This is a genomic window from Paenibacillus sp. LHD-117, from assembly GCF_030929555.1.
GTDB lineage: Bacteria > Bacillota > Bacilli > Paenibacillales > Paenibacillaceae > Pristimantibacillus.
Map to the genome: position 1 here is coordinate 75,177 of NZ_JAVFVT010000023.1, position 24,923 is coordinate 100,099.

General features: G+C 47.2%; 22 protein-coding genes and 1 pseudogene. 16 read left to right on the plus strand and 7 right to left on the minus strand.

Going from position 1 to position 24,923, the window contains the following annotated elements; genetic code table 11:
* The first annotated feature begins 29 nt into the window (after positions 1-29).
* The 3 genes from RB620_RS18470 (at position 30) to RB620_RS18480 (ending at position 6,019) form a co-directional block, all read left to right on the plus strand.
* Positions 30-1,169, plus strand: a complete 1,140-nt coding sequence (locus RB620_RS18470) for a glycoside hydrolase family 88 protein (RefSeq protein ID WP_308096781.1) — start codon at positions 30-32, stop codon at positions 1,167-1,169.
* 190 nt (positions 1,170-1,359) lie between these two features.
* On the plus strand, positions 1,360-5,418 hold the full coding sequence (locus RB620_RS18475) for a chondroitinase family polysaccharide lyase (protein WP_308096783.1): 4,059 nt from the start codon (positions 1,360-1,362) through the stop codon (positions 5,416-5,418).
* A 145-nt stretch (positions 5,419-5,563) separates the two neighbouring features.
* Positions 5,564-6,019 (plus strand): VOC family protein, encoded by a 456-nt coding sequence (locus RB620_RS18480; RefSeq protein ID WP_308096784.1) that lies wholly within the window; start codon positions 5,564-5,566, stop codon positions 6,017-6,019.
* Between the two features lie 144 nt (positions 6,020-6,163).
* On the opposite strand, the gene RB620_RS18485 is transcribed toward RB620_RS18480, so the two are convergent.
* Together RB620_RS18485 and RB620_RS18490 are read right to left on the minus strand one after the other, a co-directional pair.
* Entirely contained in the window at positions 6,164-6,610 is a 447-nt protein-coding gene (locus RB620_RS18485; protein WP_308096786.1) for a DUF2269 family protein, read from the minus strand.
* 23 nt (positions 6,611-6,633) lie between these two features.
* Entirely contained in the window at positions 6,634-7,362 is a 729-nt protein-coding gene (locus RB620_RS18490) for an NAD(P)-dependent oxidoreductase (RefSeq protein ID WP_308096787.1), read from the minus strand.
* A gap of 146 nt (positions 7,363-7,508) precedes the next feature.
* Here RB620_RS18490 and RB620_RS18495 point away from each other — a divergent pair, with 146 nt between their 5' ends.
* Positions 7,509-7,892, plus strand: a complete 384-nt coding sequence (locus RB620_RS18495; RefSeq protein WP_308096789.1) for a winged helix-turn-helix transcriptional regulator — start codon at positions 7,509-7,511, stop codon at positions 7,890-7,892.
* A gap of 128 nt (positions 7,893-8,020) precedes the next feature.
* Here RB620_RS18495 and RB620_RS18500 read toward each other — a convergent pair whose 3' ends face one another.
* The 3 genes from RB620_RS18500 to RB620_RS18510 are packed head-to-tail and all read right to left on the minus strand — an operon-like array spanning position 8,021 to position 9,601.
* The gene (locus tag RB620_RS18500) at positions 8,021-8,962 is read right to left on the minus strand and encodes a helix-turn-helix transcriptional regulator (RefSeq protein WP_308096791.1); all 942 of its coding nucleotides are present in this window, start codon (positions 8,960-8,962) and stop codon (positions 8,021-8,023) included.
* A 4-nt stretch (positions 8,963-8,966) separates the two neighbouring features.
* Positions 8,967-9,398: a hypothetical protein gene (locus tag RB620_RS18505; protein ID WP_308096792.1), complete on the minus strand. Its 432-nt coding sequence runs from the start codon at positions 9,396-9,398 to the stop codon at positions 8,967-8,969.
* Positions 9,395-9,601, minus strand: a complete 207-nt coding sequence (locus RB620_RS18510; protein ID WP_308096794.1) for a helix-turn-helix transcriptional regulator — start codon at positions 9,599-9,601, stop codon at positions 9,395-9,397. The genes RB620_RS18505 and RB620_RS18510 overlap by 4 nt, the downstream gene beginning before the upstream one ends.
* Positions 9,602-9,814: 213 nt before the next feature.
* Between RB620_RS18510 and RB620_RS18515 the strand changes: the two genes are divergently transcribed.
* From RB620_RS18515 to RB620_RS18535, 6 genes and pseudogenes are all read left to right on the plus strand, one after another.
* Positions 9,815-10,123, plus strand: a complete 309-nt coding sequence (locus tag RB620_RS18515) for a PadR family transcriptional regulator (protein WP_308096836.1) — start codon at positions 9,815-9,817, stop codon at positions 10,121-10,123.
* Positions 10,120-10,467 carry a DUF1048 domain-containing protein gene (locus RB620_RS18520; RefSeq protein WP_308096795.1) on the plus strand — a complete coding sequence of 116 codons (348 nt, stop codon included), beginning with the start codon at positions 10,120-10,122 and terminating at the stop codon, positions 10,465-10,467. The genes RB620_RS18515 and RB620_RS18520 overlap by 4 nt, the downstream gene beginning before the upstream one ends.
* A gap of 11 nt (positions 10,468-10,478) precedes the next feature.
* The gene (locus RB620_RS18525) at positions 10,479-10,808 is read left to right on the plus strand and encodes a DUF1048 domain-containing protein (RefSeq protein ID WP_308096797.1); all 330 of its coding nucleotides are present in this window, start codon (positions 10,479-10,481) and stop codon (positions 10,806-10,808) included.
* Between the two features lie 61 nt (positions 10,809-10,869).
* Positions 10,870-10,938: an ATP-binding cassette domain-containing protein gene (locus RB620_RS30375; protein ID WP_374121427.1), complete on the plus strand. Its 69-nt coding sequence runs from the start codon at positions 10,870-10,872 to the stop codon at positions 10,936-10,938.
* A pseudogene (locus RB620_RS30380) lies at positions 10,925-11,065 on the plus strand (ABC transporter ATP-binding protein); the annotation flags it as partial. The gene RB620_RS30375 and the pseudogene RB620_RS30380, both read left to right, overlap by 14 nt.
* A gap of 50 nt (positions 11,066-11,115) precedes the next feature.
* Positions 11,116-11,877 (plus strand): ABC transporter permease, encoded by a 762-nt coding sequence (locus tag RB620_RS18535; RefSeq protein WP_308096799.1) that lies wholly within the window; start codon positions 11,116-11,118, stop codon positions 11,875-11,877.
* Between the two features lie 86 nt (positions 11,878-11,963).
* Here the strand turns inward: RB620_RS18535 and RB620_RS18540 are convergent, their stop codons facing one another.
* Both RB620_RS18540 and RB620_RS18545 read right to left on the minus strand, forming a co-directional pair.
* Positions 11,964-12,851, minus strand: a complete 888-nt coding sequence (locus tag RB620_RS18540) for a carbohydrate ABC transporter permease (RefSeq protein WP_308096801.1) — start codon at positions 12,849-12,851, stop codon at positions 11,964-11,966.
* 30 nt (positions 12,852-12,881) lie between these two features.
* Positions 12,882-13,835, minus strand: coding sequence for an ABC transporter permease (locus RB620_RS18545; RefSeq protein ID WP_308096803.1), 954 nt, complete (start codon positions 13,833-13,835; stop codon positions 12,882-12,884).
* Between the two features lie 243 nt (positions 13,836-14,078).
* Here RB620_RS18545 and RB620_RS18550 point away from each other — a divergent pair, with 243 nt between their 5' ends.
* The 6 genes from RB620_RS18550 to RB620_RS18575 all read left to right on the plus strand — a co-directional run bounded on the left by RB620_RS18550 (position 14,079) and on the right by RB620_RS18575 (position 24,801).
* Positions 14,079-16,451, plus strand: coding sequence for an AraC family transcriptional regulator (locus tag RB620_RS18550; RefSeq protein WP_308096805.1), 2,373 nt, complete (start codon positions 14,079-14,081; stop codon positions 16,449-16,451).
* 306 nt (positions 16,452-16,757) lie between these two features.
* On the plus strand, positions 16,758-18,815 hold the full coding sequence (locus RB620_RS18555) for a DUF5054 domain-containing protein (protein WP_308096807.1): 2,058 nt from the start codon (positions 16,758-16,760) through the stop codon (positions 18,813-18,815).
* Between the two features lie 20 nt (positions 18,816-18,835).
* Positions 18,836-20,110 (plus strand): Gfo/Idh/MocA family protein, encoded by a 1,275-nt coding sequence (locus RB620_RS18560; protein ID WP_308096809.1) that lies wholly within the window; start codon positions 18,836-18,838, stop codon positions 20,108-20,110.
* Positions 20,111-20,135: 25 nt separating this feature from the next.
* Positions 20,136-21,908, plus strand: a complete 1,773-nt coding sequence (locus tag RB620_RS18565; protein WP_308096811.1) for a glycoside hydrolase family 35 protein — start codon at positions 20,136-20,138, stop codon at positions 21,906-21,908.
* Between the two features lie 27 nt (positions 21,909-21,935).
* The gene (locus RB620_RS18570) at positions 21,936-23,864 is read left to right on the plus strand and encodes a DUF8034 domain-containing protein (RefSeq protein WP_308096813.1); all 1,929 of its coding nucleotides are present in this window, start codon (positions 21,936-21,938) and stop codon (positions 23,862-23,864) included.
* Between the two features lie 34 nt (positions 23,865-23,898).
* Entirely contained in the window at positions 23,899-24,801 is a 903-nt protein-coding gene (locus RB620_RS18575) for an aldo/keto reductase (protein WP_308096815.1), read from the plus strand.
* Positions 24,802-24,923 lie beyond the last annotated feature (122 nt).

Below are 24,923 nucleotides of genomic sequence, written 5' to 3' on the forward strand. Positions count from 1 at the left end.
CGTTAGAAAGAAAACATAGGAGTGAAGAGATGTTGAACCTGCTGAAAGACAATCAAAATTGGGTAGAGAATGTTATTGCCAAACTAACGGCCAAGATGGACGCCGTAAGCGAACGTTCCAAAACTAAAATTCCGTATACCACGAAGAACGGCAAGCACGACAACCAGATCGAGACCGATATCAACTGGTGGACGAACGGCTTTTGGGGCGGCATGATGTGGCTCATGTACCATGAAACCGGCGCTCCGAATTACAAGGAAATCGCCAATTTCACGGAAGATGCGTTGGACTTATGTTTTCATCAGTTCTACGGTCTGCATCACGATGTCGGATTTATGTGGCTGCCTACCAGCGTAGCCAATTACAAAGTAACCGGGAATTCGGAATCCCGCAAGAGGGCGATGCATGCCGCTAACCTGCTTGCCGGACGATTCAACCTAGCAGGCGGGTTTATCCGCGCATGGAACGATGACACGGCCAGCGAAGATACGAGAGGATGGGCGATCGTGGATTGTATGATGAATCTCCCGCTTCTGTATTGGGCGAGCGAAGAGACCAAGGACCCGCGATATGCGCAAATAGCGATCAAGCATGCGGACACCGCTCTCGAGGCTTTCATCAGGCCGGACGGCTCCGTGAATCATATCGTGGAGTTCGACCCGTTCCATGGCGGCGTGGTTCGAACTTACGGCGGCCAAGGCTACGAGGAAGGCTCGTCCTGGACGCGCGGGCAAACATGGGCTTTATATGGCTTTATGATGAGTTATATGCATACCGGGAAGCAGAAGTATTTGCAGGCAGCCAAACGAGTGGCGCATTATTTTATGGCTAATATTCCGGATAACGGCGTCATTCCGATCGATTTCCGTCAGCCGAAGGATCCCGCATACGAAGACTCCACAGCTGCAGCGATCGCGGCTTGCGGACTGATCGAAATCGCCAAAGCCGTAGGCGAATACGAAAAGGACGTATATGTGAACGCCGCGCTGAAGCTGCTGAAAACGCTGGACGCGTCTTATTGTGATTGGACAACGGATTCTGATCACCTATTGATGAAAGGTTCAGCCGCGTATCATCATCAAGACATTCATATTTCAATCATCTATGGCGACTATTATTTCATGGAAGCTATATTCAAGTTGAAAGGGAACGACTTGTTCTTGTGGTAGTCCATAGGGGTCTATGACCGTTTCATGAAGGAATCGGAAATCGCTCCCTCCGGGGTTGGATGACTTTGGAGGGAGCGGTCCAGCCTGCTGTTCAAATCAAGGAGGTGATGGATAAAGTTTTCGATGTCGGTTGTTATTGATTTATGAAAGCGTTTCATTTTTCATCATAAAGATGTGAGGAGGAAATGTCATGTTTAAATCAAAAAGTTTAGTCATGTTGCTAATCATGAGTCTGCTGTGTTCCATGTTGATTCCTATAGGTACCGTAAGCGCGGCGGAAATTCCTGCTGAATATTTCGAAGGCTCTGCCGTCCCCGCAGGGTGGTCCGCTGTTGATGGCGGTTCGGTCGAGCTGTCTAATCTTCATGCCAAACATGAATCCCAATCATTGAAATGGACATGGTCGAATGGAAGCAAGCTGCAAACGACCAGCCTGCCGAATATGAAGGAGGCGACAGGCCCTAACGGGGGTCTGAAGGTGTGGGTATACAATGAGAAGCCGATGGAGGGCCAATATCTGACGTTTAACCTGGGAACTGGGGAGGAGTTGTCGGCGGGTGTGCCGCGGTATACGTTTAAATTTTATATGAATTTTACCGGGTGGAGGACGGTCTGGCTCAGATTAAATATCGATGCGGTCAATCCAGACTATAACGGCAATGCCGTTCCTACGACGATGGAGGTTATTGCGCCATCCACGCCATCAAGCTCTTATATCGACCTCTTTCAGCTTACCTCTGTCGTCAACCATAGGTATGGGGCGGATAACCAAGCTCCCTATCTTAAAAGTACGAATATCGCCTATCATAATACCTATCGCGCATCCTTGAAGAAACCTTCGCTGCCTGAGGAAACGGAGATTACAGCGCAGCAAAGCGAGGATTTCAGTACGATAATGAGCCGGTTGGATCAGTATATCTACGGCGAGAATTTGGACTATGCAAGCTTGCCGGACGGCCCTGTCAAGACCCGTTACAATGCCTTGCTTGCCAAATTGCCAACCCGAATTGCCGAATACGACGCCTACAATATTACCAGGGACGAAAACGGAGCGGTTCATGGCCCCGGTATCTTCAGCGAAGAAGATGCGAATTTCGGACCGAAAACAACCAAATTCGAGAGGATCTGGACTGCTTTGGTCCATGATTACAAGCTTAACGGGAATGAGCAGAGCAAGCAGAAGTTTTTCGACCTTCTTGATCATTTCCATGATCAGGGCTGGGCTGCCGGCAGCATTATGGGCAGCGAATACAGCATCAGGTTAAGGATGTCCGGTTATGCTTACGCACTCTATCTGATGAGGGATGAATTGAAGGCTGCAGGCAAATTCAATCGGGAAATGGACAGCTTGTACTGGTTCAGCAAGTTCGGAGACACCTTCGATTTCCGTCCTAAGGACCTCAATAGCGATGATTTTTTGCTTGCCGATGAGCTCAGAACGGTAACCCTGTACAATTTGATGTACATTCTCATGATGGATGATTCGCCGGAGAAAGTCCGTTACATGAAGGGCTTCCTTGAATTTGTCGCCAAGCAGATGGATGTTTACTCTGGCTATGGCATGCTTAAGCCAGATTATACAGGTTATCATCACGATGGCATATATATGAACGCCTATGCTCCCGATGCGATATTTGTCGCTTCTTTAGTTCGCTATATTACACATGGAACTAGCTTCCAGTTGGATTCCACAACGACGGAGAACATTAAGAAGTATTTGCTTGTGCAGCGTTCATTCGGAAATAAATACGACATATCGCATAGTGTGGCCGGGCGTTTTCCGCTGAACCCTTCTACGCTGCAGACGCAATATATCTCCTATGCGCTTAACGCGCTAAGCGGAGACGAAGAGCTCAAAGGAATTTTCCTGGACCTTTGGGATCCCAACGACCCGATCATATCGGCCAATTTTGCCGCTAGAGCGGAGAACTCTATCTTTTATCATGCAACGCTTGGCGAGCTGCAAATCTCGGAAGAAGCTGCAGCCCGGTTCGCTCAAGAAGGAATAACGGCGCAAAGCCCTGCCCCGGGCTTCAAAAACTTCAATTTCGGTGCCGTGGCGCTATTCCGAAACGATAATTGGTTAGTCACGACCAAAGGGTTTAACAGGTACAACTGGGATTACGAGCTAGACAGCACCAACAATGTATTCGGCCGATATTTAAGCCATGGGAACACGGAAATTGTGCTGCCTGGGGGGTTCAAAAGCAGCGGTCTGGATATTACCGCAGGCTGGGACTTCAACCGCTGGCCAGGTACAACAACGAAGCATATCCCGATTCTGCAATTGGAAGATCCGAAGATGCGCTACTATTCGGACGAAACGTTCGGCGGCGGCGTGAGCAGCGAAGGGCAGCATGGCATATTCGGCATGAAATTGCATGATACCGCCTTCGATACGACGTTCCGAGCGAATAAGTCGTGGTTCTATTTTGGCGATCAAATCATTGCCTTGGGATCGGATATTGTCAACAGCGATACCGTCAATCGGACGGAAACGACCCTGTTCCAATCCAATATGAACGATACCATAATGCCGTTCTACAACAATTCCGGCACTGCGATCGATTCGTTCCCTTACAGCAGCACGACGACAACGAATTCCAAGGTGTGGATGGTTGATCCGTACGGCAACGGCTATATTATTCCGGATGCCAACGGCCTCCGAGTGGAGCGGGGAGTACAGGAATCTTATACCAAAAAAGGTGCGTCAAACTACGAGATGACGCAAGGAAACTACACGACGGCATGGCTGGATCACGGAACGGCGCCGCAGGGGCAAGGCTATGAATATGTCATTCTCCCGCAAAAGACGCCTGCGGAAGTGGAAGCCGCCGCACAAGCCTTGAATTATTCTGTGCTAAGGAAGGACAATATGGCGCATATCGTAAAACATAACACGTTTAACGCCATTGGCTACGCCTTGTTTGATCCGACTACCCAACTTTCGTATGGGGTATTGAACAGCGTAGATACTCCGGTGCTGGCCATGGAAAAAACCAAATCCGCGGGCCGCATTGTGCTCAGCCTCTCCGATCCTGATCTTCGACTGGAGAAACCGACAGTCTTGGGCGGTTTGGAACCAAACTTAAAGAAGCCAAGCCAAAGCAAGACGGTTATCGCAAAGCTGAACGGCAACTGGCGGTTCGCGGGCGCCGCGCCAGCCGGTGTAACGCTAGCGGGTTATGATTCGGCAACCGATATCACTTCTTTTGCTTTTGAATGCGTGGACGGTAAAAGCTTTGATGTCGAGCTAGTTATCGCCGGGAATCAGGGCAATCCATCGAACGATAGCGGCTCAAGCTCTCCGGGCGAAGAGAAGCATGTCATTAAGGCCGCAGCCGGCGGCACCGTTAACGACAGCGGCGTGAGGATTGTTGTTCCCGCCGGAGCGGCGCCATCGGATATCGCGATCCGGATTGAGCAAGTGTCCAATCCGTCCGCCTTACTGACGCACGACATTCAGCTTCTCAGCCAAGTATTTGAGATCAAGAAGGATAAGGCAGGCGACTTCCTCAAAACGATTACGATTACGTTGCCTTTCGACAAATCGAAATGGGATGCTGCGAAGTCGAAGATATCGATTTACTGGTATGACGAAGCGGCCAAAGAATGGGTCGAGCTGGATCAGCCTGAGATCGATTTGGAGCAAGGGGTTGTCACCGGCACCATCAACCATTTCACGAAATTCGCCGTTCTGGCGAGTAACGAGCAGAAGCCTTCGGAGCCCTCAGCCGATTTCTCGGACACGCAGGGGCATTGGGCGGAAGAGGGCATTCGGGAGCTTGTGAAAGCCGGCATTATTAACGGTTATCAGGATGGCACGTTCGCTCCGGAGAAAAGGGTAACCCGCGCCGAATTTGCGGTGATACTGGTCAAGGCGTTCAAATTGCAGGCAAAGAGCGGAGCGGGCTTCGCGGATACCGATAGTCACTGGGCGAAGGCTTCCATCGAAACGGCAGCGGCCAACGGCATCATATCGGGCTACAGCGCCGATTCCTTCGGACCCGATGACCCCATCACCCGCGAGCAAATGGCGGCCATGATCGTAAGGGCAGCCAAACTGCCGGCGACGGCCGGAGAAACGTCCTTCGCGGACCAAGCGGATATTTCCGGTTGGGCTCAAGCGGCGGTTGCGGCAGCAGCGGAGAGCGGGCTCATAACCGGCTACGAGAACGGCAGCTTTAAGCCGCAAGCCCATGCATCCCGGGCCGAAGCCGTCACGATTCTGTTGAGAGCCATGAGGTGAAGGATAGCGGGCATCCGACAACCCTGATATTCGTGTTGAAAAGAAGAATAGTTCATGACAAGATCTGTCACGATTAGGGGATACAATGAGTTCAAGCCCGGCCTAACAAGCCGAGCGAAACTTAACAAGAAGGAGCTGCTCTATCGTGACGTATCAAGTTACGCCTTTTATCACGCTGAACGGTAATGCCAGGGAGGCGATTCGATTCTACGAATCCGCGCTGGAGGCCAAAGTTGTATTCATGCAAACGTACGGAGAAGGACCCGAGGATCAGTCGCATCCGTTGCCGACCCATTCAAAGGAAAGGATCGCACACTCTGTTTTAAAAATCGGTGGAGCAGAATTATTTGTCGCGGATTCGATTTCGGACGAGCCGAACGAGATCGGCCATCGACTGCAGATCTGCATCACGACCCCCGATACCGAAACATCGGCCCGTTTCTTCGAAGCTCTCCTGGATGGCGGCCAAGTAGTGATGCCTTTGCAAGAAACGTACTTCAGTCCCGCTTTTGGCATCGTAACCGACCGGTACGGCATCACGATCCAACTCTTCACTCCTAGAGACGAAGCCAAGGAAGGGGCCGGCGTTAGCACGAAATAAAGTACTGCCCGAGCCTAGAAATTGAAACAGCGACGGCCAAGGACAAGAAAGTAAAGTCCTAGACCGTCGCTGTTTGTTTAGCTAACGTCTCCCGGCAGTTGCGAGAGGGAAGGGCTGGTCGTACAGTGGCTATGATGACGGAGTTTAAAAGGGCTTGATAACCATCAGTACGATAACTGCAATCATCAGCAGCTGCGCCGCCGACTCTAGCGGCGCGATTTTTTTCATCGCATGGGAGAACTCGGCAGGAACCTCATCCTCACGACTTGCCGCTACGAGCTTCGTGACTTTTTTCATACGAGGCTCGATGAATACGTCAATCGCGACCACCAGGAGCAGCGACAACAGGATGGACACATTCAGCCACATTTGGGACAGTCCTATGCCGGTAATGATCATGAGCCCAATCCCGGTGGCTATCAAAGCGGCTCCGCCTATTTTTGGCAGCCAAGAAAGCTTGGCCGTGATATCGAAGACAAAGCGCAGCTGACTGGCGGTTTTGGCGGACCTGCGAATGGCAGGGATGAGGAAAGTGAAGCCCATGAAAGCAAACGCCGAGAGTATATGCAAAACGAGCAGCAATCCGAACATACAGGGTTGTCTCCTTTTCGCGCTCAGCTTACAGGCAGCTCGTTTCTGTAAGCGAGACCGACTCTTTTGCCTCTAAACGGCCCTGCAAGCTCGAGGTGGTTCAGCATACAGTTCGCTACATCCTCGTAAGTGACATCTAGCTCCTTCAACCGGCTAAACAGGTGTCCGGCAACTTCGGCTTCGGAGAAGTTCTTGATGGTCTCCTGAACTGACACGGGCAAAATGTCTGTGCTCACATGCAGACGAACTGACGAAGGAAGATCGGCCGATTCGACCATCGTTCCCGGACACATGACGGACCAATCAAGCTTGGTCTGCCGCAGCCGGTCCAGATTCCGGTTGTGAGTTTGGTACATAGGCGGGAACCCGGGCAAATTATTGCCGATCAGATCTGTATAAGGAATGTCGAGCAGCCCGGCGCCTCCCATTAACCATACCCGTCCGGAAAACCTCGTGTTATTTTCACACTGACTGACGATGTTATCGACGATACGAACAAACTCTTCTCCCTGGGCGGCATGACCGGCTGAGATAATAGCGGCGTCTTGCTGCGAGAGAGCTTCGTAGACGCTTTCCCGATCCATGATGTCCTTCGCGATCACTTGCACTTGTCCCGCGATCTGCTCGCCTTGCTGCTCATAAAGCTTCTCAGGATTGCGCACGAAAGCGGTCATTTCATGCCCCCTATTAACGCCTCGGGCTAGTACCCTACTTCCCGTATTTCCCGTTGCTCCGAAAACAATAATCTTCAATGTTCATTCCCTCTCTTCCTGAAATCGCCAAATTTTTCATTGCTGGATTGACTTAAGCTTAGCACCACCCTAATATCATGTTAAGAACCCACTTTAATGTAGGGTACTTACTTGAAAGTAAGCTAGCTTGAGCAGGGAGGGATTGGATGGAAGCTGGTACAGAGGCAACAGTGGAGAGAAAATGTCCTATTGAAACGGTGATTCACGTGCTCGGCGGGAAGTGGAAGCCTACGATTTTATGGCTTTTGTTAGACTCCACCAAGCGGTTCAGCGAGCTGGAGAAGCTGATTCCCGAGGTGACGCAGAAGATGCTAGCGCAGCATTTGCGGGAGCTGGAGAAAGACCGGCTGGTGACACGGACGGTTTATCCATCGGTCCCCCCGAAAGTGGAATATTCGTTAAGTGAATATGGCAAGACGTTGATACCCGTGATGGAAGTCATGTGCGAGTGGGGCGAAACCCATCAGCTGCCGAGCTCAATGCAGGCTCTCCTGGTAACTGCAAGTCCGATGTTGATGCGGGATGCTTAAGAGCAGCTCCTTGTTGCCTAATAAGATATATAAATTCATGCTATTCTGCCCGCTCGTACTTAGAGGTCAGCCAGTTTTATACTGGTTGACCTCTTTGTTCGTATGCGTTTCTGCTCAACGAACAGTCTTTATCCCCGATACTTCTCAAGCAGATCGAGCAACCTTCTTCGAATGGCTTCTTTCAATTCTGCCGGCTCGCTTAGCTTGACTTCGTCTCCAAGCGAAATGAAAAAATCGGCATAAAACGCGATGTCACTGCGATTGACGTCCGCATCGATCGTTCCGGTCCCGTCCTCGCGCACATGGAGCAAAGGAGAGAGCCAGAGCTCGGCTTCGCAGCGCTGGGTGCCGATGCGGGTCAGCTCGGCCCTCAGCCTTACGGCCTCCGCCGACGACGCAGCCTCGTGCCGGGACAGACGGATATCGCCCAGCTTCAGCGGCTCGGTCGGATCGTCCGCCGCATCGCGGATCCGGTCGCAGCGGAACACCCGGTAGCCTTGGCGCAGGAAGCAGTAGGCCGTACAGTACCAGTAGCCGTTGTGCGCATACAGGAAAACGGGCTGAATGCGACGTCTGGTCGCGCCTTCCTCCTTCGATTCGTATACGATGGTAAGCACCTTCTGCTGGATGGCCGCATCCAACAAGGCGGCTAAAAACGAGGCTTCGGAGCGCCGCGAAGGCGTTATGAAATCGACCCGTTCCTTCATGCCGTCGATCCGGTCCCGAACGTCGCCCGGCATGTGCAGATAAAATTTGCTCAAGGCCGAGGCGGATTCCGCGTCGAACGGCAGCGAGGAATAATGGCGAAGCGCGTGCACGGCAAAAAACATCGCGGCGGCCTCTCCCTCCGTGAAAGCAATCGGCGGCAGCACCCGTTCCCTGACCACTTGATACCCTCCGTGCGGCCCCACCTCCGAATACAGCGGCACGCCAAGCTCGCTCAGTTCCTGCAAATCCCGCAGAATCGTCCGCGTAGAGACGCCGAATTCGTCCGCCAGTTCTTGAACCTTAAACTTTCGTTTACGGTTGACCGTCATCATGAGCTCCATGAGCCTTTTCGATTTCGGCATCGCGTTACATCTCTTTAAAGTACTTGAAGCGGTAATACGAGTTATATCCGAGGATAATCATATAGGCAAAAACCAATAGCAATACCATGATGATATCCGTGGCCATCAAGGCGAGCGCCGTAATTAAGGCGCCAAGCACAAAAACCATCATGTCGTAGGCTTTCGCTTTGGCCCGATTGGTGATGGCCGTATTACGTTCATCGTTCTTGTCGATCTCCAGCTGCTTTGCCGCGGCGGGAGCTTTCATCATCGCGTGCCGGAGAACGATTTCTCCCATCCCGTGACCGAACATGCCGCAGCCAAGCCCCACGAAGATATATGGCAACGCTCGCAGCATGCCCTGGGGATCTTCCATCGTTTTGATGAAATACAGACCGACTGCTAGCAGCGCTGCGCCTGCAACGGCAAGAAAATAAAACGGAATAATCTTTCTCATACCTGTCCATCCTCCTCATAAATAAAGATGTCTTCGATGCTCATGCCGAAAAAGCGGGCAATCTTGAACGCTAACAGGATCGAGGGGTTATAACGTCCGTTTTCCAGTGAACCGATCGTCTGCCTGGACACTTCAAGTGCAGCCGCTAATTCTTCTTGCTTGATTCCGCGTTGCTTTCGGATTTCTTCCAAACGGTTGTTCAATGCGTTCACACTCCTTATGGAAAGCTGACTTTCCATGAGGAAAATATATCGCGTGAAGCGATAAATGTCAAGCGTGCTTTCCATTTTGATGAATTAAAACAAAACCCATTGACAAACCAACTACTGCGTGTTACTTTGTAGTAGTAGTAAGCAACACTTGATACCAGTCATACAGAATAGCGAAGGGTGATCGTTCTGGAAAACTTAACGGAAATGCTCAAAGGCGTGCTCGAGGGCAGCGTACTTGAAATTATTAGCCGCAACGAAACCTACGGTTACGAAATCACGCGGCGGCTGAACAGCCTCGGCTTCACGGATGTTGTGGAGGGAACGGTGTATACCATTCTGATCCGGCTTGAAAAAAACAAGTTGGTGGAGATCACCAAGAAGCCCTCCGATATGGGACCGCCGCGAAAGTTTTTCGCGATCAATGACGCAGGTCGCGAGGAGCTGCGGAGGTTCTGGGAAAAGTGGGAGTTCGTATCATCGAAAATGAACGAGTTAAAGGAGAGAGACGAATGAATTTTTGGGAAAAAATTACCGGCAGCGACATGACGAGAGAAATGAAAGCATTCGAAGTGCGAGTCCAAAAGCTGCCGGCCGATTATCAAGCCGCATGGGGAGAAATAGACGATAATCTATGGCCGCACTCCAATTTCTCCGGCCGCAACCTCATGCCCATTCTTGACGGCGTGCTTGGCCTGCTCGAAGAAACGGCGGCGGACGGCCAGAGCGTCCGCGAGGTTCTGGGCGACGATATCAAAGGCTTCTGTTCGGCGCTGGCCGGCGAAGAAGGGGCAAAGTCGTTTCGAGACAAGTGGCGCGAGCAACTCAACAAAAACATCGCTAAAAAATTAGGTAAATAGGAGGGAACAAAATGAGTATCCGAGATCTCATCGAAGGCAAAAGAGAGTGGCGAGCGCATGTGGCGCGCGTCAAAGCGCTCCCGAAAGATTATCAGTTCGTTTACAAAGAAATTCAAAGATACCTCTTTAAGGTCGGCCCTGTCGAGCTAACCGACGGGACGGGGCTGCTCTCGGGAATCGTCGATCTTTTTGAAGAGGGCGCGGCCTTGGGGAAAGGCGTGCTCGAAGTGACGGGCCGTGACGTAGCGGCTTTCTGCGACGATTTGATCAAAGATTCAAAAACGTACGCTGACATCTATCAAGAATCCGTTGGGGGAGATCGGGATAGAAAAAGCAATTGAAGTAAAAGGTCTGCGAAAGTCTTTCAAGGGCACGGAAGTGCTAAAGGGCGTCGATTTTGAAGTGAAGCGGGGCGAGATTTTCGCCCTGCTCGGCTCCAACGGCGCGGGCAAGACGACAGTATTTGGATGAGGCGGAACATCTGGCGGATCGAATCGCCATTTTGCATGAGGGCAGGATTATTGCGGGCGGCACGCTTGAGGAACTGAAACAGCTGTTCCCGCCCGCAAAGACGGAGTACGTGGAAAAACAACCTTAATTGGAGGAGATATTCCTCGCCATCATTGGTAAAAAGGAGGTCAAGCAATCATGAATAAATACTTTTTCGCCGATATGAGCGTCATGCTCGGACGCTCCATGCGCCATATTTTCCGCAGCATGGACACCATCTTCACCGTATGCATCACCCCAATTGCCATGATGCTGCTGTTTGTCTATGTGTTTGGCGGCGCAATCGAGACCGGTACGGATAACTATGTGAACTACTTGTTGCCCGGCATTTTGCTTATGGCGATTGCAAGCGGGGTGGCATATGTGGCTTACCGTCTCTTTATGGATAAGCAGCGGGGGATTATCGAACGGTTCCACTCCATGCCGATTTCGCGCTCCGCCGTGCTTTGGGGTCACGTGCTGACGTCGCTGGTATCCAACGTCATTACGATGGTCGTCATCATTCTCGTAGCGCTCTTGATGGGCTTTCGTTCGTCGGCCGGGATACTGTCTTGGCTCGCGGTAGCCGGCATACTTCTGCTGTTTACGCTGGCTTTGACTTGGATTGCGGCCATTGCCGGGCTGACGGGGAAAACGATGGAAGGCGCAAGCGCCTTTTCCTACCCGCTGATCTTCCTGCCGTTTATCAGCTCGGCCTTTGTGCCGACCGATTCGATGCCGAAGGTCGTTCGCGCATTTGCGGAAAATCAGCCGGTTACGTCTATCGTAGAGTCCATACGAGCCCTATTGTCCAATCAACCGGTTGGCCATGAGATATGGGTCGCTCTTGCGTGGTGCATCGGGATCATGATCGTCGCCTACCTGTTTGCGATGCGCGCGTACAAACGGAAAGCGGCTTGAAGCGCGCCTCGCTACTCAAGCATCGCTTGATAGTACGACCAAAAGTTCCGAGGGGATCGACCATCGATCCCCTCGGAACTTTTGGATTATTCTTTCACAGCACCTATTGTTAAGCCCTTCTCAAAATATTTTTGTAGAAACGGATACAATAAAATAATCGGACCAATGGCAAGCACACAGGTAGCCATTCGCGCTCCTTCGCTAGGCAGCATGCCGATAGCGGCTTCCATAGATTTAGAGGCAGCCGAATTGGCTTGTAAATAGCCAATATTATTCATTAAAGATTGCAGCAAATACTGCAAGGGGTAGAGCTTCGGTGTCTCGATGTACAACGAAGCGGTCATCCAGTCATTCCAGTAGGCGATTGCTGTGAACAGACCAATCGTCGCAAGCGACGGTTTAGAAAGCGGAAGCGCAATACTAAAAAAGGTACGGAATTCACCTGAACCATCAATACGTGCAGACTCGAACAAGGAATTCGGAATCGATCTGAAAAAGTTTTTCATAATCAGCACGTTAATAGCGGATACCAGATAGACGACAACGAGTACCCAGATCGTATTTTTTAGTTGCAAATATCGTGTGATCAGAATATAGCTCGGAACAAGTCCTCCATTGAACAGTACTGGAATATATACAAATAAAGTGAGGGCATTGCGATAGGTTACTTCAGGACGCGTCAACGAATAAGACAGCATCGAGGTAACCAACAAATGCAGGAATGTGCCTACAGCGGCGACAAAAATCGTAACGGCGTAGGCATTGGCGATTGAGCCTGCTCCGCTAAATACATATTTATAGGCGGCAATATCGAACACCTTGGGCCATAGACTATATCCGTCAATCATCAGCGACTCTTCGCTTGTCAATGAGATAGATACAACCAGCATCAGCGGAAGGATACAGCCTAAAGCGGATACGATGAATAAAAGATGAATCATCGTTTTTGAAAGTTTGAAATTTTTTAATGCCATGGAACGCTCTCCCTTCTCCCTGCTGATCGATTAAAATAAGGCGCTGTCTGGGTCTGTTTTTTTAATAATATAGTTTGATACCAAGACAAGAACGAATCCGACGACTGCTTGATATAAACCAATTGCAGACGACATGCCATAGTCGTTCAGTTTTTTCAGAGAACGGAATACAAGAGTGTCGATAACATCCGTCGAAGCATATAGTGCTCCTGAATCATTGGCAAGGGTATAGAACCCATTCCAGTCGCCTAGCCCGCCATTAAACAATTTACCTACCCACAGCAGAGATAAAACGATAATAATCGGTTTCAACAGCGGCAGGGTAACATATTTGACTTGCTGCCACTTCGAAGCACCGTCCAATTGAGCAGCTTCATAATAATCCGTATTAATGCCTGCAATCGCTGCTACATACAATACGGAATAGTAGCCGATGTTTTTCCACAGATAAGCAAATGGAAGAATAAAGCGCCAATAGTCAGGCTCGCTATACCAGTAAATCGCTTCGCCGCCAGTGGACGTAATCATATTGTTGATCATCCCTCGGTCTACACTAAGCAGTCCGAATAATATATATTGGACGACGATCCATGATAGGAAGACTGGCAGCAGTATAGAACCTTTGTACGTAGCCGATAAAAATTTGTTTTTTACCTCACTCAATAGAATGGCTAGCAACAGTGCACCGACAGTAACAGTGACCATTTCTATAATATTGTAGAAAAGAGTATTGAACGTAACGGTTCTTGCTGCTTCTGATTTGAAGAAAAATTCGAAGTTTTTGAATAGCGGATCCATCCAGGGACTTCCGAATATACCATCACGAGCGTTGTAATCCTTGAAAGCGATCAGGACACCGCCCATCGGGATATAACACATAACAGCAATAAATAGTAGTCCGGGCGACATCATCAGGTAGAATGGTACCTGTTTGCGTGCGCTACGTAATTTTCTGTTATAGGTTGGATTTGCAACTAGCTTCAATGAGTCCCCCTCCTTTCTCAGATTGAACTTGCATCTGCAATCATCTTAGTTCGGGGGATGGTTATTGTTCAACAAATAAAAGTATCATTCTTCATGATTTTCTTCACAAGCGAACTCGAAAAAGTAAAGAAATCATCAGAAAATCATGGTTGGTTGCGAGTTTGTATAGAAACCTGTACTATAACCGTTATAATTATACATAGACGGAAAATGGGGTTGCGTGAACAGGGGGGTCTGCCGAGCATGTCAAAGAAGAACAGTACGAGCTTTTTGCGTAAATCCTTTTTCTCATTTCTCATTATTACAATTGTCATCGCGGTGTTGCTTACGATCTTTCTGACCATTACTTACTTACGCAGCAGTATTTCAATAATCAACCGCTATAATCATGAGCTGATCGAGCATAACAATTACAGTATTAAACACCTCGATGATGCGGCAAAAAAATTGGGGAATGCATTGTACAGCGATAAAGATATTATCCAATTTATTAATATGAAGAGTAATGATGAGATCGTTGCAATATTAGCAAGCAAGGTCATTGATAAGCATTTTCTAACACTTCAAAATATTGATAGCGTATATCTTTACAATACGGAGTTGAATCTGTTTTATTCCTCACGGAGCGGCGAACGCAGAACGGCTTCTACATTTACAGATCAGGCGATTGTAGCCTTGCTAACAGATAAAACATTTGTCAATGAGTATAGTGGTCGGCCTATTGTGACATCTGTAGACACAACAACGCAATCGGCTAATATAGCCTCCTATATCCTATTTGAACCGGGAGTCGCCGCATCAGGATTAAAAAATGCGATCGTCGTCAACATCAAAACAAAAGCGCTTACAGACTCTATTCAAGCGATTAATGGTGATGACCCCGATACGAAAACATCCTTTTTAGTCGTTGATAGTAATGGATTCATTCTAAGTCAGACGCTTACTCCGGAATTTGAATCAAATATGAATGAAGTACGAGCATTAAGTCAGCAAGCAGATGAGCTCGATAATAGCAGTAATCAAATAAGAGAAATTGGCGGGGTTAGCTATCTGGTATCGAGCAGTAAAAGCAACGCGAATAATTGGTACATCATTGGATTAACGCCTGTTAAAGAAACATTTAAAGATGTAATCAGAGGTTCATTCATTTCTGCCGTTATCGTCGTTGTTATCATCATAATCTGTGCGGTAGCATCCCTCTATTTGGCGCGCAGACTGAACCATCCGATTCAAATGCTTACAAAAATTATTAATGGCGAATTAACTTCGAAAAATGATACTGTCGTTTCGAAGATGGATGAAATTAAGTATATATTATCTGTATTCGAATCCATGAAGGAGAAAAATCAAGAGCTTGATAAAATCATTCATGATGCAGGCTATGCTGTGAAAGAGGATTTTCTCAATGCATTATTAAGTGAAAGTAAGATCGACACTAGAGATACGGTGCTCGGGAAATTAAATGACATAGACCTGCATTATATCTCTACAAACCAGCTGTGCATGTGTCTCATTAAAATTGATAATTATAGCAAATTTGCATCCATGAATAGCAAGAAGGAGCGGTCGGCACTACGCTATGCGATTGTGAATATTGCGACAGAGCTGGCAGCGAACTACGGTAGATATGAAATCTTCAGTAGTGAGCCTGATAAATTCGTAGTGCTTATGGATTGTTCCACCGTAACCGAATATAAAGTGCTGCAGGAGAAGGTAGAGCAATTTTTGCGCGAGGTGCAGAGTAACACACTTCATTATCTCCGCATTTCTTTATCAATGGCATATAGCACGATGTTTCAAGGGCTCGAACATTTGCCAAGTATGCATAATAATATGAAGGACTCTATTTTATTGAAGATGAACTTTGGACATGGGGCTATTATTACTCCTTTCATGATGGATGAAATCAATTCGGATAATTTCCACATACCGGCTAAAAAAGAGGAGCAGCTCGTCGAGAAAGTTCTAGAGGGCAATTATGAATCTGCTGCTTCCATTTATCAGACGATCAGCCCGATGCTATATCAATACTCGTACAATGAAATTGTGAATTGTATTGTTCATTTGATTTATAGTATCTACTCTAGTGTCTTAAGCAAGATGCCTGCTGTAAAGGAGAGCCAAGATTTAACGCTTCAGCAGTTTTTGCGAGGGATTCAAAATGCAGAGGTAACTGCAGATATAGACAGCGTGATGGACAAGTTCTTACAGAAGCTATGCGATAAGGTAGGCATGATTAGAAATACATCTAATAGTAATGATCATCTCATTCAACGCGTTATCGGAATAGTTGAGCAGGAATTTTCCAATACAGAATTATGTCTAAGCTTTATCGCGGAGAAACTCAGACTTTCATCGAACTATATCGGCCAAATCTTCAAGACGGCATATGGACAGTCGATTGCGCAATATATTTTTGATACACGAATGAAAAAGCTCGATGAGTATATGCGTAATACACAGTTACCTTTAATGTCCATTATCGAAAAAGTGGGACTAGAGAGAAATAATTATTTCTATACGCGATTTAAAAAGCATTTTGGCATGTCGTTGAGCGAATACAGACTGCAACTAGGACAAGACATGGATCATGAAAGCGATATGAAAGTTTTATGATATGCCGTCATTCATTTTGCGGTAACGATAACGTACATGGGGTCAGATGGCCCAATGTACGTTATTTTTTTACCACATAAGAATTTATAAGTTTCCGAGCATTTCGGAAGAACAAATTCTTATTGGCGATAAAAACTACCTCTGAACGCGGTCGCTCATCCTTGAAGTACTTCGATAGAAGTTTTTCTCATTCATTTTCTTTACTTTTTGGAGAAATGATATCTTTTTATTGTTTTCAAGGTACTTGAATCTAGTTAAGCTGGCACTATATCTAAATTAGAATTGAATCATCTAGAGGTGTATGTTATGAACTCCTATAAAAAAGTCCACGTTATTTTTAAAACGCATTTGGATATTGGATTTACCGATTTGGCTAAGCATGTAAAAGATACATATTTCAATCGATTTATTCCGCAAGCGATTCAATTGGCCAAACAGTTAAAGCAGCAAGGCGGAATCGAACAATTCGTCTGGACGACTGGATCGTGGTTAATCGATGAGTATCTGAAGCAAGCTTCGCCGGCAGAAAAGCAAGTGATGGATGAAGCTATTCATCATGGACATATCACATGGCATGGACTACCGTTCACAACTCATACAGAGCTGATGGATTTAGCATTAATGGATTATGGCTTGTCGCTTAGTAAAAAACTAAATGCCGAGTATAAAAAAAATAGTATCGCCGCCAAAATGACCGATGTTCCAGGCCATACGATTGCGATGGTTCCGCATTTGGCGAAGTTCGGTATTCAATATTTGCATCTGGGTGTCAATCCATCCTCCAAAGTGCCTAATGTGCCCGATATTTTTATATGGAGAAATAAAGATGGATCTGAAGTTATCGTTAATTATGCGAAAAATTATGGAAATGCTGTGATAGTTGACGGTTTGGATGAAGTCATGGTTTTTGCTCATACAGGCGATAATTTGGGGCCGCCTTCTGCAGCCGACATTGAAGAAGAATTTAAGCGGCTTGCTAAGGAATATCCCGGAGCAACGATTGTAGCGTCCACAATGGATGCTTTTGCGGAAAAATTGATCGCAATGAAAGCTCAATTTCCTATCGTGCATGAAGAGATTGGTGATACTTGGATTCATGGTGCGGCTTCAGATCCTAAGAAAATAGCACAATACCGCGAACTGTTAAGACTTCGGGATCAGTGGCTGGCCGAAGGACGGTTGATCACAGACAGTCCAGAATATATGGATTTCTGCAGCCAGCTTCTATTAATTCCGGAGCATACATGGGGAATGGATGAGAAGAAGTTTTTGGCTGACTACAAAAACTATTCGACCCAGGACTTCCAAGCAGCAAGACGAGCGGACAGCGTATCGGAACATGCGATTTATGATCATATCCGGTACTTGCGACCATTCACCATGCGGCGAAGCTACAGCCACTTTGAAAGCTCTTGGGCAGAGCAACGTGAGTATGTCGATCAAGCGGTTCGTTGTCTGACCGAGGACAAGCGGCGGGAAGCTGCGGAGGCCTTGTCGCTATTAGTTCCGCAACAAGCAACGCTTCAAGAAGGGCAAGAGCTTAGCGCCCATCGCCTTCATAAGCTAGGGCTATTTCAGGTTGAATTTGTTGATGATGGTTCGATCAGTCATCTAATCGATTATCAAGGAAAGATATGGGCTGATGAGAATCATCGTATCGGATGCTTTCAATACGAGACATTTGGTCAACAAAATTACAATGAGTGGTTACGAACCTATAATGTCAATATGCGGGAGCACTATCATTGGGCGGATGCTGATTGGAGCAAGCCAGGGATGGATTATGCGGAGCCGCGGCCTGAGCATCGAAGATTCTCTCCGCATGTGATCGGCATCAAACATGTGGCCGAAGAGCTTTATGACCATGTGCAGGTACAACTTGCCATGCCGGAACAGTCCACTCTAGTAAACGGGGCGCCCAAAACGGTCCAAATTGACTACAAATTTTATAAAAGCGAACAGAAAATCGATGTAAATCTCAGTTGGTTCAACAAACAGGCTAATCGTTTACCGGAAGCAAGCTGGTTCTCATTCGGCTTAAAGGTCGATAATCCGAATTTATGGAAGCTAGATAAGCTTGGACAGCTGCTCTCTCCGCTTGAGGTGGTTAAGAACGGCAATCGCAACTTACATGCTGTCCATTCAGGCGTTTACTATTGTGGAAGTGACGGAAAAGTACAAATAGAAACATTGGACGCACCTGTCGTGTCGCCTGGTGAGAAGCGGTTATTGCAATTCGATAATAGCTTTGCCCCATTGGATGGCGGCATGCACTTTAATTTGCACAACAATATTTGGGGGACCAACTTCCCAATGTGGTTTGAAGAAGATATGAAATTCAGATTCTCCATCAAAATAGATTAATAATGGGAGAGAAAGCATATATGAAAAAAATTACTGCAGTATTAGTCGGGGCTGGACAAAGAGGAGCGGGCGCATACGCCCCTTATGCGCTTCAGCATCCAGAAGATATTCAATTTGTTGCAGTTGCGGATCGCGATGCTGATCGCAGAGAACGATTCCAACAAGCGCATCAAATTGCGGATGAACAGTGTTTTCCTGGCTGGGAGGAGCTGCTTGCAGAACCGAAGCTAGCCGATGCGATCCTTATCTGTACGCAAGATAAGATGCATTATGAACCTGCGTTGCTAGCATTAGAGAAAGGGTATCATGTGCTAATGGAAAAGCCGATGTCACCCGATCCGCAAGAATGCGTGATTATGGGGGAATATGCCAAGAGGTATAATCGCGTGTTTTCGATTTGCCATGTGCTTAGATATACGGACTTTTTTGCAACCATTAAAAAGATAATTACAGATGGGGAAATTGGCAAGCTGATCACCATTCAACATACGGAAAACGTCGAGCATCGTCATCAAGCGCATAGTTTTGTACGAGGAAACTGGAGAGATGCACAAGAGTCAAGCCCAATGATCTTGGCCAAAAGCTGTCATGATATGGATATTATTCAGTATCTTGTAGATGCGGAGTGTACGAAGGTTTCATCCTTTGGGTCATTAACTCATTTTCGCCAAGAAAGTGCGCCAGAAGGTGCGCCGATGTATTGTTTGGACGGTTGTCCCGTGCAAGATACTTGCCCCTATTATGCGCCAAGAATGTATATCGAACGCGATGATTGGGTCGGTGAAGTGCTTCGCTCTGTTGTCAGCAACGATACGAGTGACGAAGGTGTACTTCAATCGCTTGAAAAAGGCCCTTACGGCAGATGCGTGTATCATTGCGACAACAATGTAGTCGATCATCAAGTAGTGAATATGGAATTCGCCAATGAAGTGACGGTTGCGTTCACGATGAGCGCCTTTACTTATGAGGGCGGGCGTTCAGTGAAGCTAATGGGAAGTCTTGGCCAAATCAGAGCTGACATGGAAAAAAACATTATTGAAGTCACGAGCTTCTCTACTAGGGAGACAAAGACCATTAATTTGAATACGGACGCAGCGGGACATGGCGGCGGAGATACGGGCATCATGCGAGATTTTGTCCGGCTTGTACGGAACGATGGGCAGGAAGAAGGGCTTACAAGTGCAGATGTTTCCGTGAAAAGTCATCTCATTGCTTTCGCTGCAGAAAAATCACGTCTGGAAAGCAAAGTGATCATCATGGCTGACTATATCCATGAATTAAAAAGAGATCAATAATAGATCCTTTCGAAGGAGAGCAATCATGTCCAATTTTACAATTGAAGGAAAACAATTCGTATATGATGGCAAACCCATTCGGATCTTATCTGGGGCCATCCATTACTTTCGCGTCGTGCCGGAATATTGGGAGGACCGCTTAATCAAATTAAAAGCTTGCGGTTTGAATGCGGTGGAAATCTACGTTCCATGGAATGTTCATGAGCCAGTTGAAGGTATATTTAACTTTGAGTATATGGCGGACATCATTCGTTTCATCCAGTTGGCGGATAAGCAAGATCTGTTCGTAATCGTGCGCCCCAGCCCGTATATTTGCGCCGAATGGGAATTCGGGGGATTGCCTTCTTGGCTTTTGAAGGAAGATCACATCCGTTTGCGTTGCAGTCATCCTACCTATCTGGCTAAGATCGATGCCTATTACGATGTACTGATCCCTAAACTTTTACCTTATTTATGTACAAACGGCGGGCCGATTATCGCCATGCAGATCGAGAATGAGTACGGGAGCTACGGAAACGACAGAAGTTATATGACGTATTTGAAACAGTCCATCCTTGATCGAGGAGTAGACGTTCTCTTATTCACATCGGATGGCTACACCGACAGCAACCTGCAAGGGGGGACGCTGCTCCCAGATGTTTTAGCTACCGTTAATTTTGGTTCGAGGGCAGATGAAGCGTTCGGAAAGCTGCTGGAGTATCAACCGAATAAGCCGCTTGTTTGTATGGAGTTTTGGAATGGCTGGTTTGATCATTGGGATAAAGGACATCATGTTCGGTCACCTGAAGATGCGGCAGAAGCCCTGGATGAAATGTTGAAAGCTGGGGCATCCGTTAATTTCTATATGTTTCACGGTGGGACGAATTTCGGGTTTTATAACGGTGCAAACGATCTAGCCAAATACGAACCAACGGTAACGAGCTATGATTACGATGCTTTGTTGAATGAATCCGGCGACATTACGGAAAAGTATAAAGCTGTTCGTGATGTGATTGCAAAGTATGCTGACATCGAGGAGATCGCGTTACCTGCTCCAATCGCCAAGAATAATTATGGAGAAGTTCATTTGAGCGAGCAAACACAATTGTTTGATTCGCTAGACATATTAACAACGCCAATCCAGAGCGCTTATCCGGAATCGATGGAGAGATTTGGTCAGGATTACGGTTTTATATTGTACACGACGCGCATTACAGGACCTGTCTCCCAAGCGAAAGTAGCGATTCAAGAAGTGAGAGACCGTGCGCTCGTCTTCTTGGATGGAGTCTATCAAGGCGTCATAGAACGCAATAAGCATCATACAGGACCGGACATCGTAGATGGAGATCTTGTGCTGGATATCCCAGCTGAAGGCGCGGTATTAAGCATACTTGTCGAGAATCAAGGACGTATCAATTACGGATTTAAATTAAAAGATCCAAAAGGAATAACGGAAGGCGTACGTCTCGGATTGCAATTTCTGTATGATTGGACGATTCATACGCTCCCATTAAATGATGTATCCAAGCTCGTATTTGAGGATGCTAAGCCGCATGGATCGTTTACGCCTACTTTCTATAAAGGGAAGTTCCAGGTAGCGGAAATGGGCGACACATTCTTGAAATTGGAAGGCTGGACCAAAGGGGTCGCTTACATTAACGGATTCAATCTAGGGCGATTTTGGGAAGTCGGGCCGCAAAAAACATTGTATATTCCGGCTCCGCTATTACGCGAAGGTGAAAACGAACTTGTTATTTTCGAATTGCATGGGACGAAGGAGCCTAAAGTGAATCTGCAAGATTTTGCCGAGCTAGCCTAATCAGAATGTAAGAGAGGAAGAGCCATTATGAATTCGAATCAGCTGGATAGAAAACCTGTCCGAATCATGTCATCCGAGCAAGCGGCGCCGCCGCAATGGGCGTTGCAGCAGCAACAGTTGTTTCGAACTCTTAACCAAGCGGCTCAGCAATTCATTGCGCGTTACACACATTCTGACGGCACCTTAATTTGGCGCAGTGATTGGCCAGGCATGGACGGCTCAGATGATCCCTATGAAGGCTTTATGAACTTGGCACTTCTGTACGTCCTTGGCGGCAGTGCTGAGTTACATGAGCAATCACGCAAAATTTGGGATGGTATCACATGGCAATGGACGGAATACGGACAAATTGACCGAGAATTTGATCGTTATTATGATTGGATGCATCATGGCGAAGGTTATCTCTATTTCTACTTCCTCGGTTTAGCGGGGCCAACTACACCGAAAGATCGCCAGCGTGCTGTGCGCTTTGCCAATATGTATACCGGCGATGATCCGGATGCTCCTAACTATGATAAAGAAAAACAGCTCATCCGTTCTCCGCTAACGGGCAGTACAGGACCGCGATTTCAAGTAACGGAAGAAGATTGGAGCACGCATCGCGGTATTTTGGATGATTATTTGGCTCCGTTCGAAGATATTCCAGGTGTAGATTTTGCCAGCCATAAGTGTCCATGGTCGGATGATACAACGTATAAGCATATTATTCGGATGATGAATGAGCGCATGAATAGCGGTGATGTTCCGCTTAATTTGAATGTGACAAGCCTGCTTGCGAATGCATTTCTTCATACGGGCGATGAACGATTTAGAGAAACTGCGATTTCGTATTTAACGTCTTGGGAAGAAAGAACGAAGGAGAATGGCGGCATTATCCCTGACAATATTGGTTTGTCCGGCGAGATCGGACAGTATAACGACGGCAAATGGTGGGGCGGATATTATGGCTGGCGATGGCCTCATGGTTTTCTGACGATTATCGAGCCGATTACGAATGCTTGTATGAATGCCGTCATGCTAACTGGGGATATGAGGAAATTGCAGCTTGCCAGAGAGCAGCTTGACCGCAATTGGGAACTACGACAATGGCATGGTGATAAATGGCTCGTTCCGTACAAACATTTCGATAACGGTTGGACAGATTATCGTGAATCAAATCCACAATATCCAGTCTATTTATGGTTTATGTCGATGGCCGAAGAAGATCTTGAACGTGTAGAACGCATCCCCAAAAACCACAATTGGAACGATGTACTCGTTCCCAGAATGTCAGGTACCGATAAGAGCACGGGCCGAAATACGAAGCACTATATCGGTAACATGCAGCCGTGGTATCAATATATTCGCGGGCTTAATCCAGATTATCCAGAGCGAATTTTATCCGCAAACTATGAGCTAATTGGATGGCAACTTGCCAAAATGCGTTCACCGGAAGGCGATCCGCATCATTGGTCGCAGCAGTTCAGCGAAGGTGACTTCTCCAGCATCCATGCATGGCAAGAAATGTGTCCGATATATTTTGAAGGACTAGTGCAGTTAACGTTAGGAGCTCCGATGCATAATTCACACGGTGGCTTACAGCATGGCCGCGTACGTTACTTTGACGTTGGAGCAAAACGGCCTGGATTGCCTGCTGGGATCTCCGCTTTGGTGGAGAAGCTGACAGCGGATTCTGCTACTGTTCATCTCGTGAATACGAGTTTATTCGAGGATCAGGAACTGATTATACAAGCAGGCATGTTCGGGGAACATCGATTTATTGAAGTTGGGATCATGAATCAAAAGGGCGAGGTAACAGAACTTGTAACAGTTGAGGATAAGTACGTACAAGTGTCTCTTCCAGCAGGAACGAGCATCACTTTACGGGCCTCAATGGAACGTTACGTGAATCAACCAACCTATCATATGCCTTGGCAAGAGGAACACCAGTCCCTGTTGCAAGGAAGAGTACAATAAGGCAACCAGACATCAATAGAAGAAGGATGATGTTATGGAATTTACAAGATTCGGAAACACGGGACTTACAGTTTCCAAGCTCGGTTTAGGCGGCGCACCTCTTGGAGGCGTATATGGTCAAACGGACGAGGCAGAGGTGGAGCAATTAATTCATGAAGCATTAGATGCGGATATTAATTTCATTGATACTGCACCTATGTATGGAGACGGCGAATCGGAGCGTAGAATCGGCAAGGCACTGGCTGGAGGGAGACGCAACCAAGTTGTTCTGGCAACGAAGGCCGTTCGTTCTGATCGCCAATACGATTATGCAAGTACGATTCAGTCGGTGGAACAAAGTCTGCAACGACTGCAAACGGATTGGATCGATTTGTTGCAAATCCATGATGTGGAATATCAACCTTGGGAAACGATTATCGAAGAAACGATTCCAGCGCTGCAGAGGTTAAAAGAAGATGGGAAAATTCGTTACCTTGGCGTAACGACGCGTCAATTACCACTATTGATGCGGTACATGAAAACAGGATTGTTCGATAGTATTCAATTTTATTCCCGCTACATGCTTATTGATCATACAGCCAAAGACGAAGTGATGCCGCTGGCTAAAGAAATGGGAATAGGCGTAATAAACGGCAGCGTCCTTGGCATGGGCGTTCTCGCCGATGCACCGGCTCACTTTCTGGAAGAGGAGAATCAGACCGATGTTGCGCGTAGACTGGAAATGATTAAGTTTTTACGTACATCCGAACCTAAAGGCTTGATCGAGCCAGCCATGCGCTTTAGTTTGAGCAATCCGGATATTCATGTCACGTTAATGGGGACTGCGTCTCTGCGCTCTTTAAGAAAAAACATCTCTTATTGCGATGGCGTTAGCTTTAACGAAGAACATAGGCAGGAGTTGTATCGTCTCTTCGATAAACAAAAGCTATTTAACTAATGATGAACAAGGGAAACATCTTAAAGGCAACGATCTATTGCTCGTTGCCTTTTCCATTTAATTAATCTGTTGAAGCACGATGGCAACAGCTGACTAGCGCCTGTTTCTCCGAAATATGGATG

Excerpts from the sequence above, each read along its gene's own strand:
- RB620_RS18470 (WP_308096781.1), top strand. The coding sequence starts at position 30 with ATGTTGAACCTGCTGAAAGACAATCAAAATTGGGTAGAGAATGTTATT.
- RB620_RS18475 (WP_308096783.1), top strand. The coding sequence starts at position 1,360 with ATGTTTAAATCAAAAAGTTTAGTCATGTTGCTAATCATGAGTCTGCTG.
- RB620_RS18485 (WP_308096786.1), bottom strand. The coding sequence starts at position 6,610 with ATGTTCGGATTGCTGCTCGTTTTGCATATACTCTCGGCGTTTGCTTTC.
- RB620_RS18495 (WP_308096789.1), top strand. The coding sequence starts at position 7,509 with ATGGAAGCTGGTACAGAGGCAACAGTGGAGAGAAAATGTCCTATTGAA.
- RB620_RS18500 (WP_308096791.1), bottom strand. The coding sequence starts at position 8,962 with ATGCCGAAATCGAAAAGGCTCATGGAGCTCATGATGACGGTCAACCGT.
- RB620_RS18505 (WP_308096792.1), bottom strand. The coding sequence starts at position 9,398 with ATGAGAAAGATTATTCCGTTTTATTTTCTTGCCGTTGCAGGCGCAGCG.
- RB620_RS18515 (WP_308096836.1), top strand. The coding sequence starts at position 9,815 with ATGCTCAAAGGCGTGCTCGAGGGCAGCGTACTTGAAATTATTAGCCGC.
- RB620_RS18520 (WP_308096795.1), top strand. The coding sequence starts at position 10,120 with ATGAATTTTTGGGAAAAAATTACCGGCAGCGACATGACGAGAGAAATG.
- RB620_RS18525 (WP_308096797.1), top strand. The coding sequence starts at position 10,479 with ATGAGTATCCGAGATCTCATCGAAGGCAAAAGAGAGTGGCGAGCGCAT.
- RB620_RS18535 (WP_308096799.1), top strand. The coding sequence starts at position 11,116 with ATGAATAAATACTTTTTCGCCGATATGAGCGTCATGCTCGGACGCTCC.
- RB620_RS18540 (WP_308096801.1), bottom strand. The coding sequence starts at position 12,851 with ATGGCATTAAAAAATTTCAAACTTTCAAAAACGATGATTCATCTTTTA.
- RB620_RS18550 (WP_308096805.1), top strand. The coding sequence starts at position 14,079 with ATGTCAAAGAAGAACAGTACGAGCTTTTTGCGTAAATCCTTTTTCTCA.
- RB620_RS18555 (WP_308096807.1), top strand. The coding sequence starts at position 16,758 with ATGAACTCCTATAAAAAAGTCCACGTTATTTTTAAAACGCATTTGGAT.
- RB620_RS18560 (WP_308096809.1), top strand. The coding sequence starts at position 18,836 with ATGAAAAAAATTACTGCAGTATTAGTCGGGGCTGGACAAAGAGGAGCG.
- RB620_RS18565 (WP_308096811.1), top strand. The coding sequence starts at position 20,136 with ATGTCCAATTTTACAATTGAAGGAAAACAATTCGTATATGATGGCAAA.
- RB620_RS18570 (WP_308096813.1), top strand. The coding sequence starts at position 21,936 with ATGAATTCGAATCAGCTGGATAGAAAACCTGTCCGAATCATGTCATCC.
- RB620_RS18575 (WP_308096815.1), top strand. The coding sequence starts at position 23,899 with ATGGAATTTACAAGATTCGGAAACACGGGACTTACAGTTTCCAAGCTC.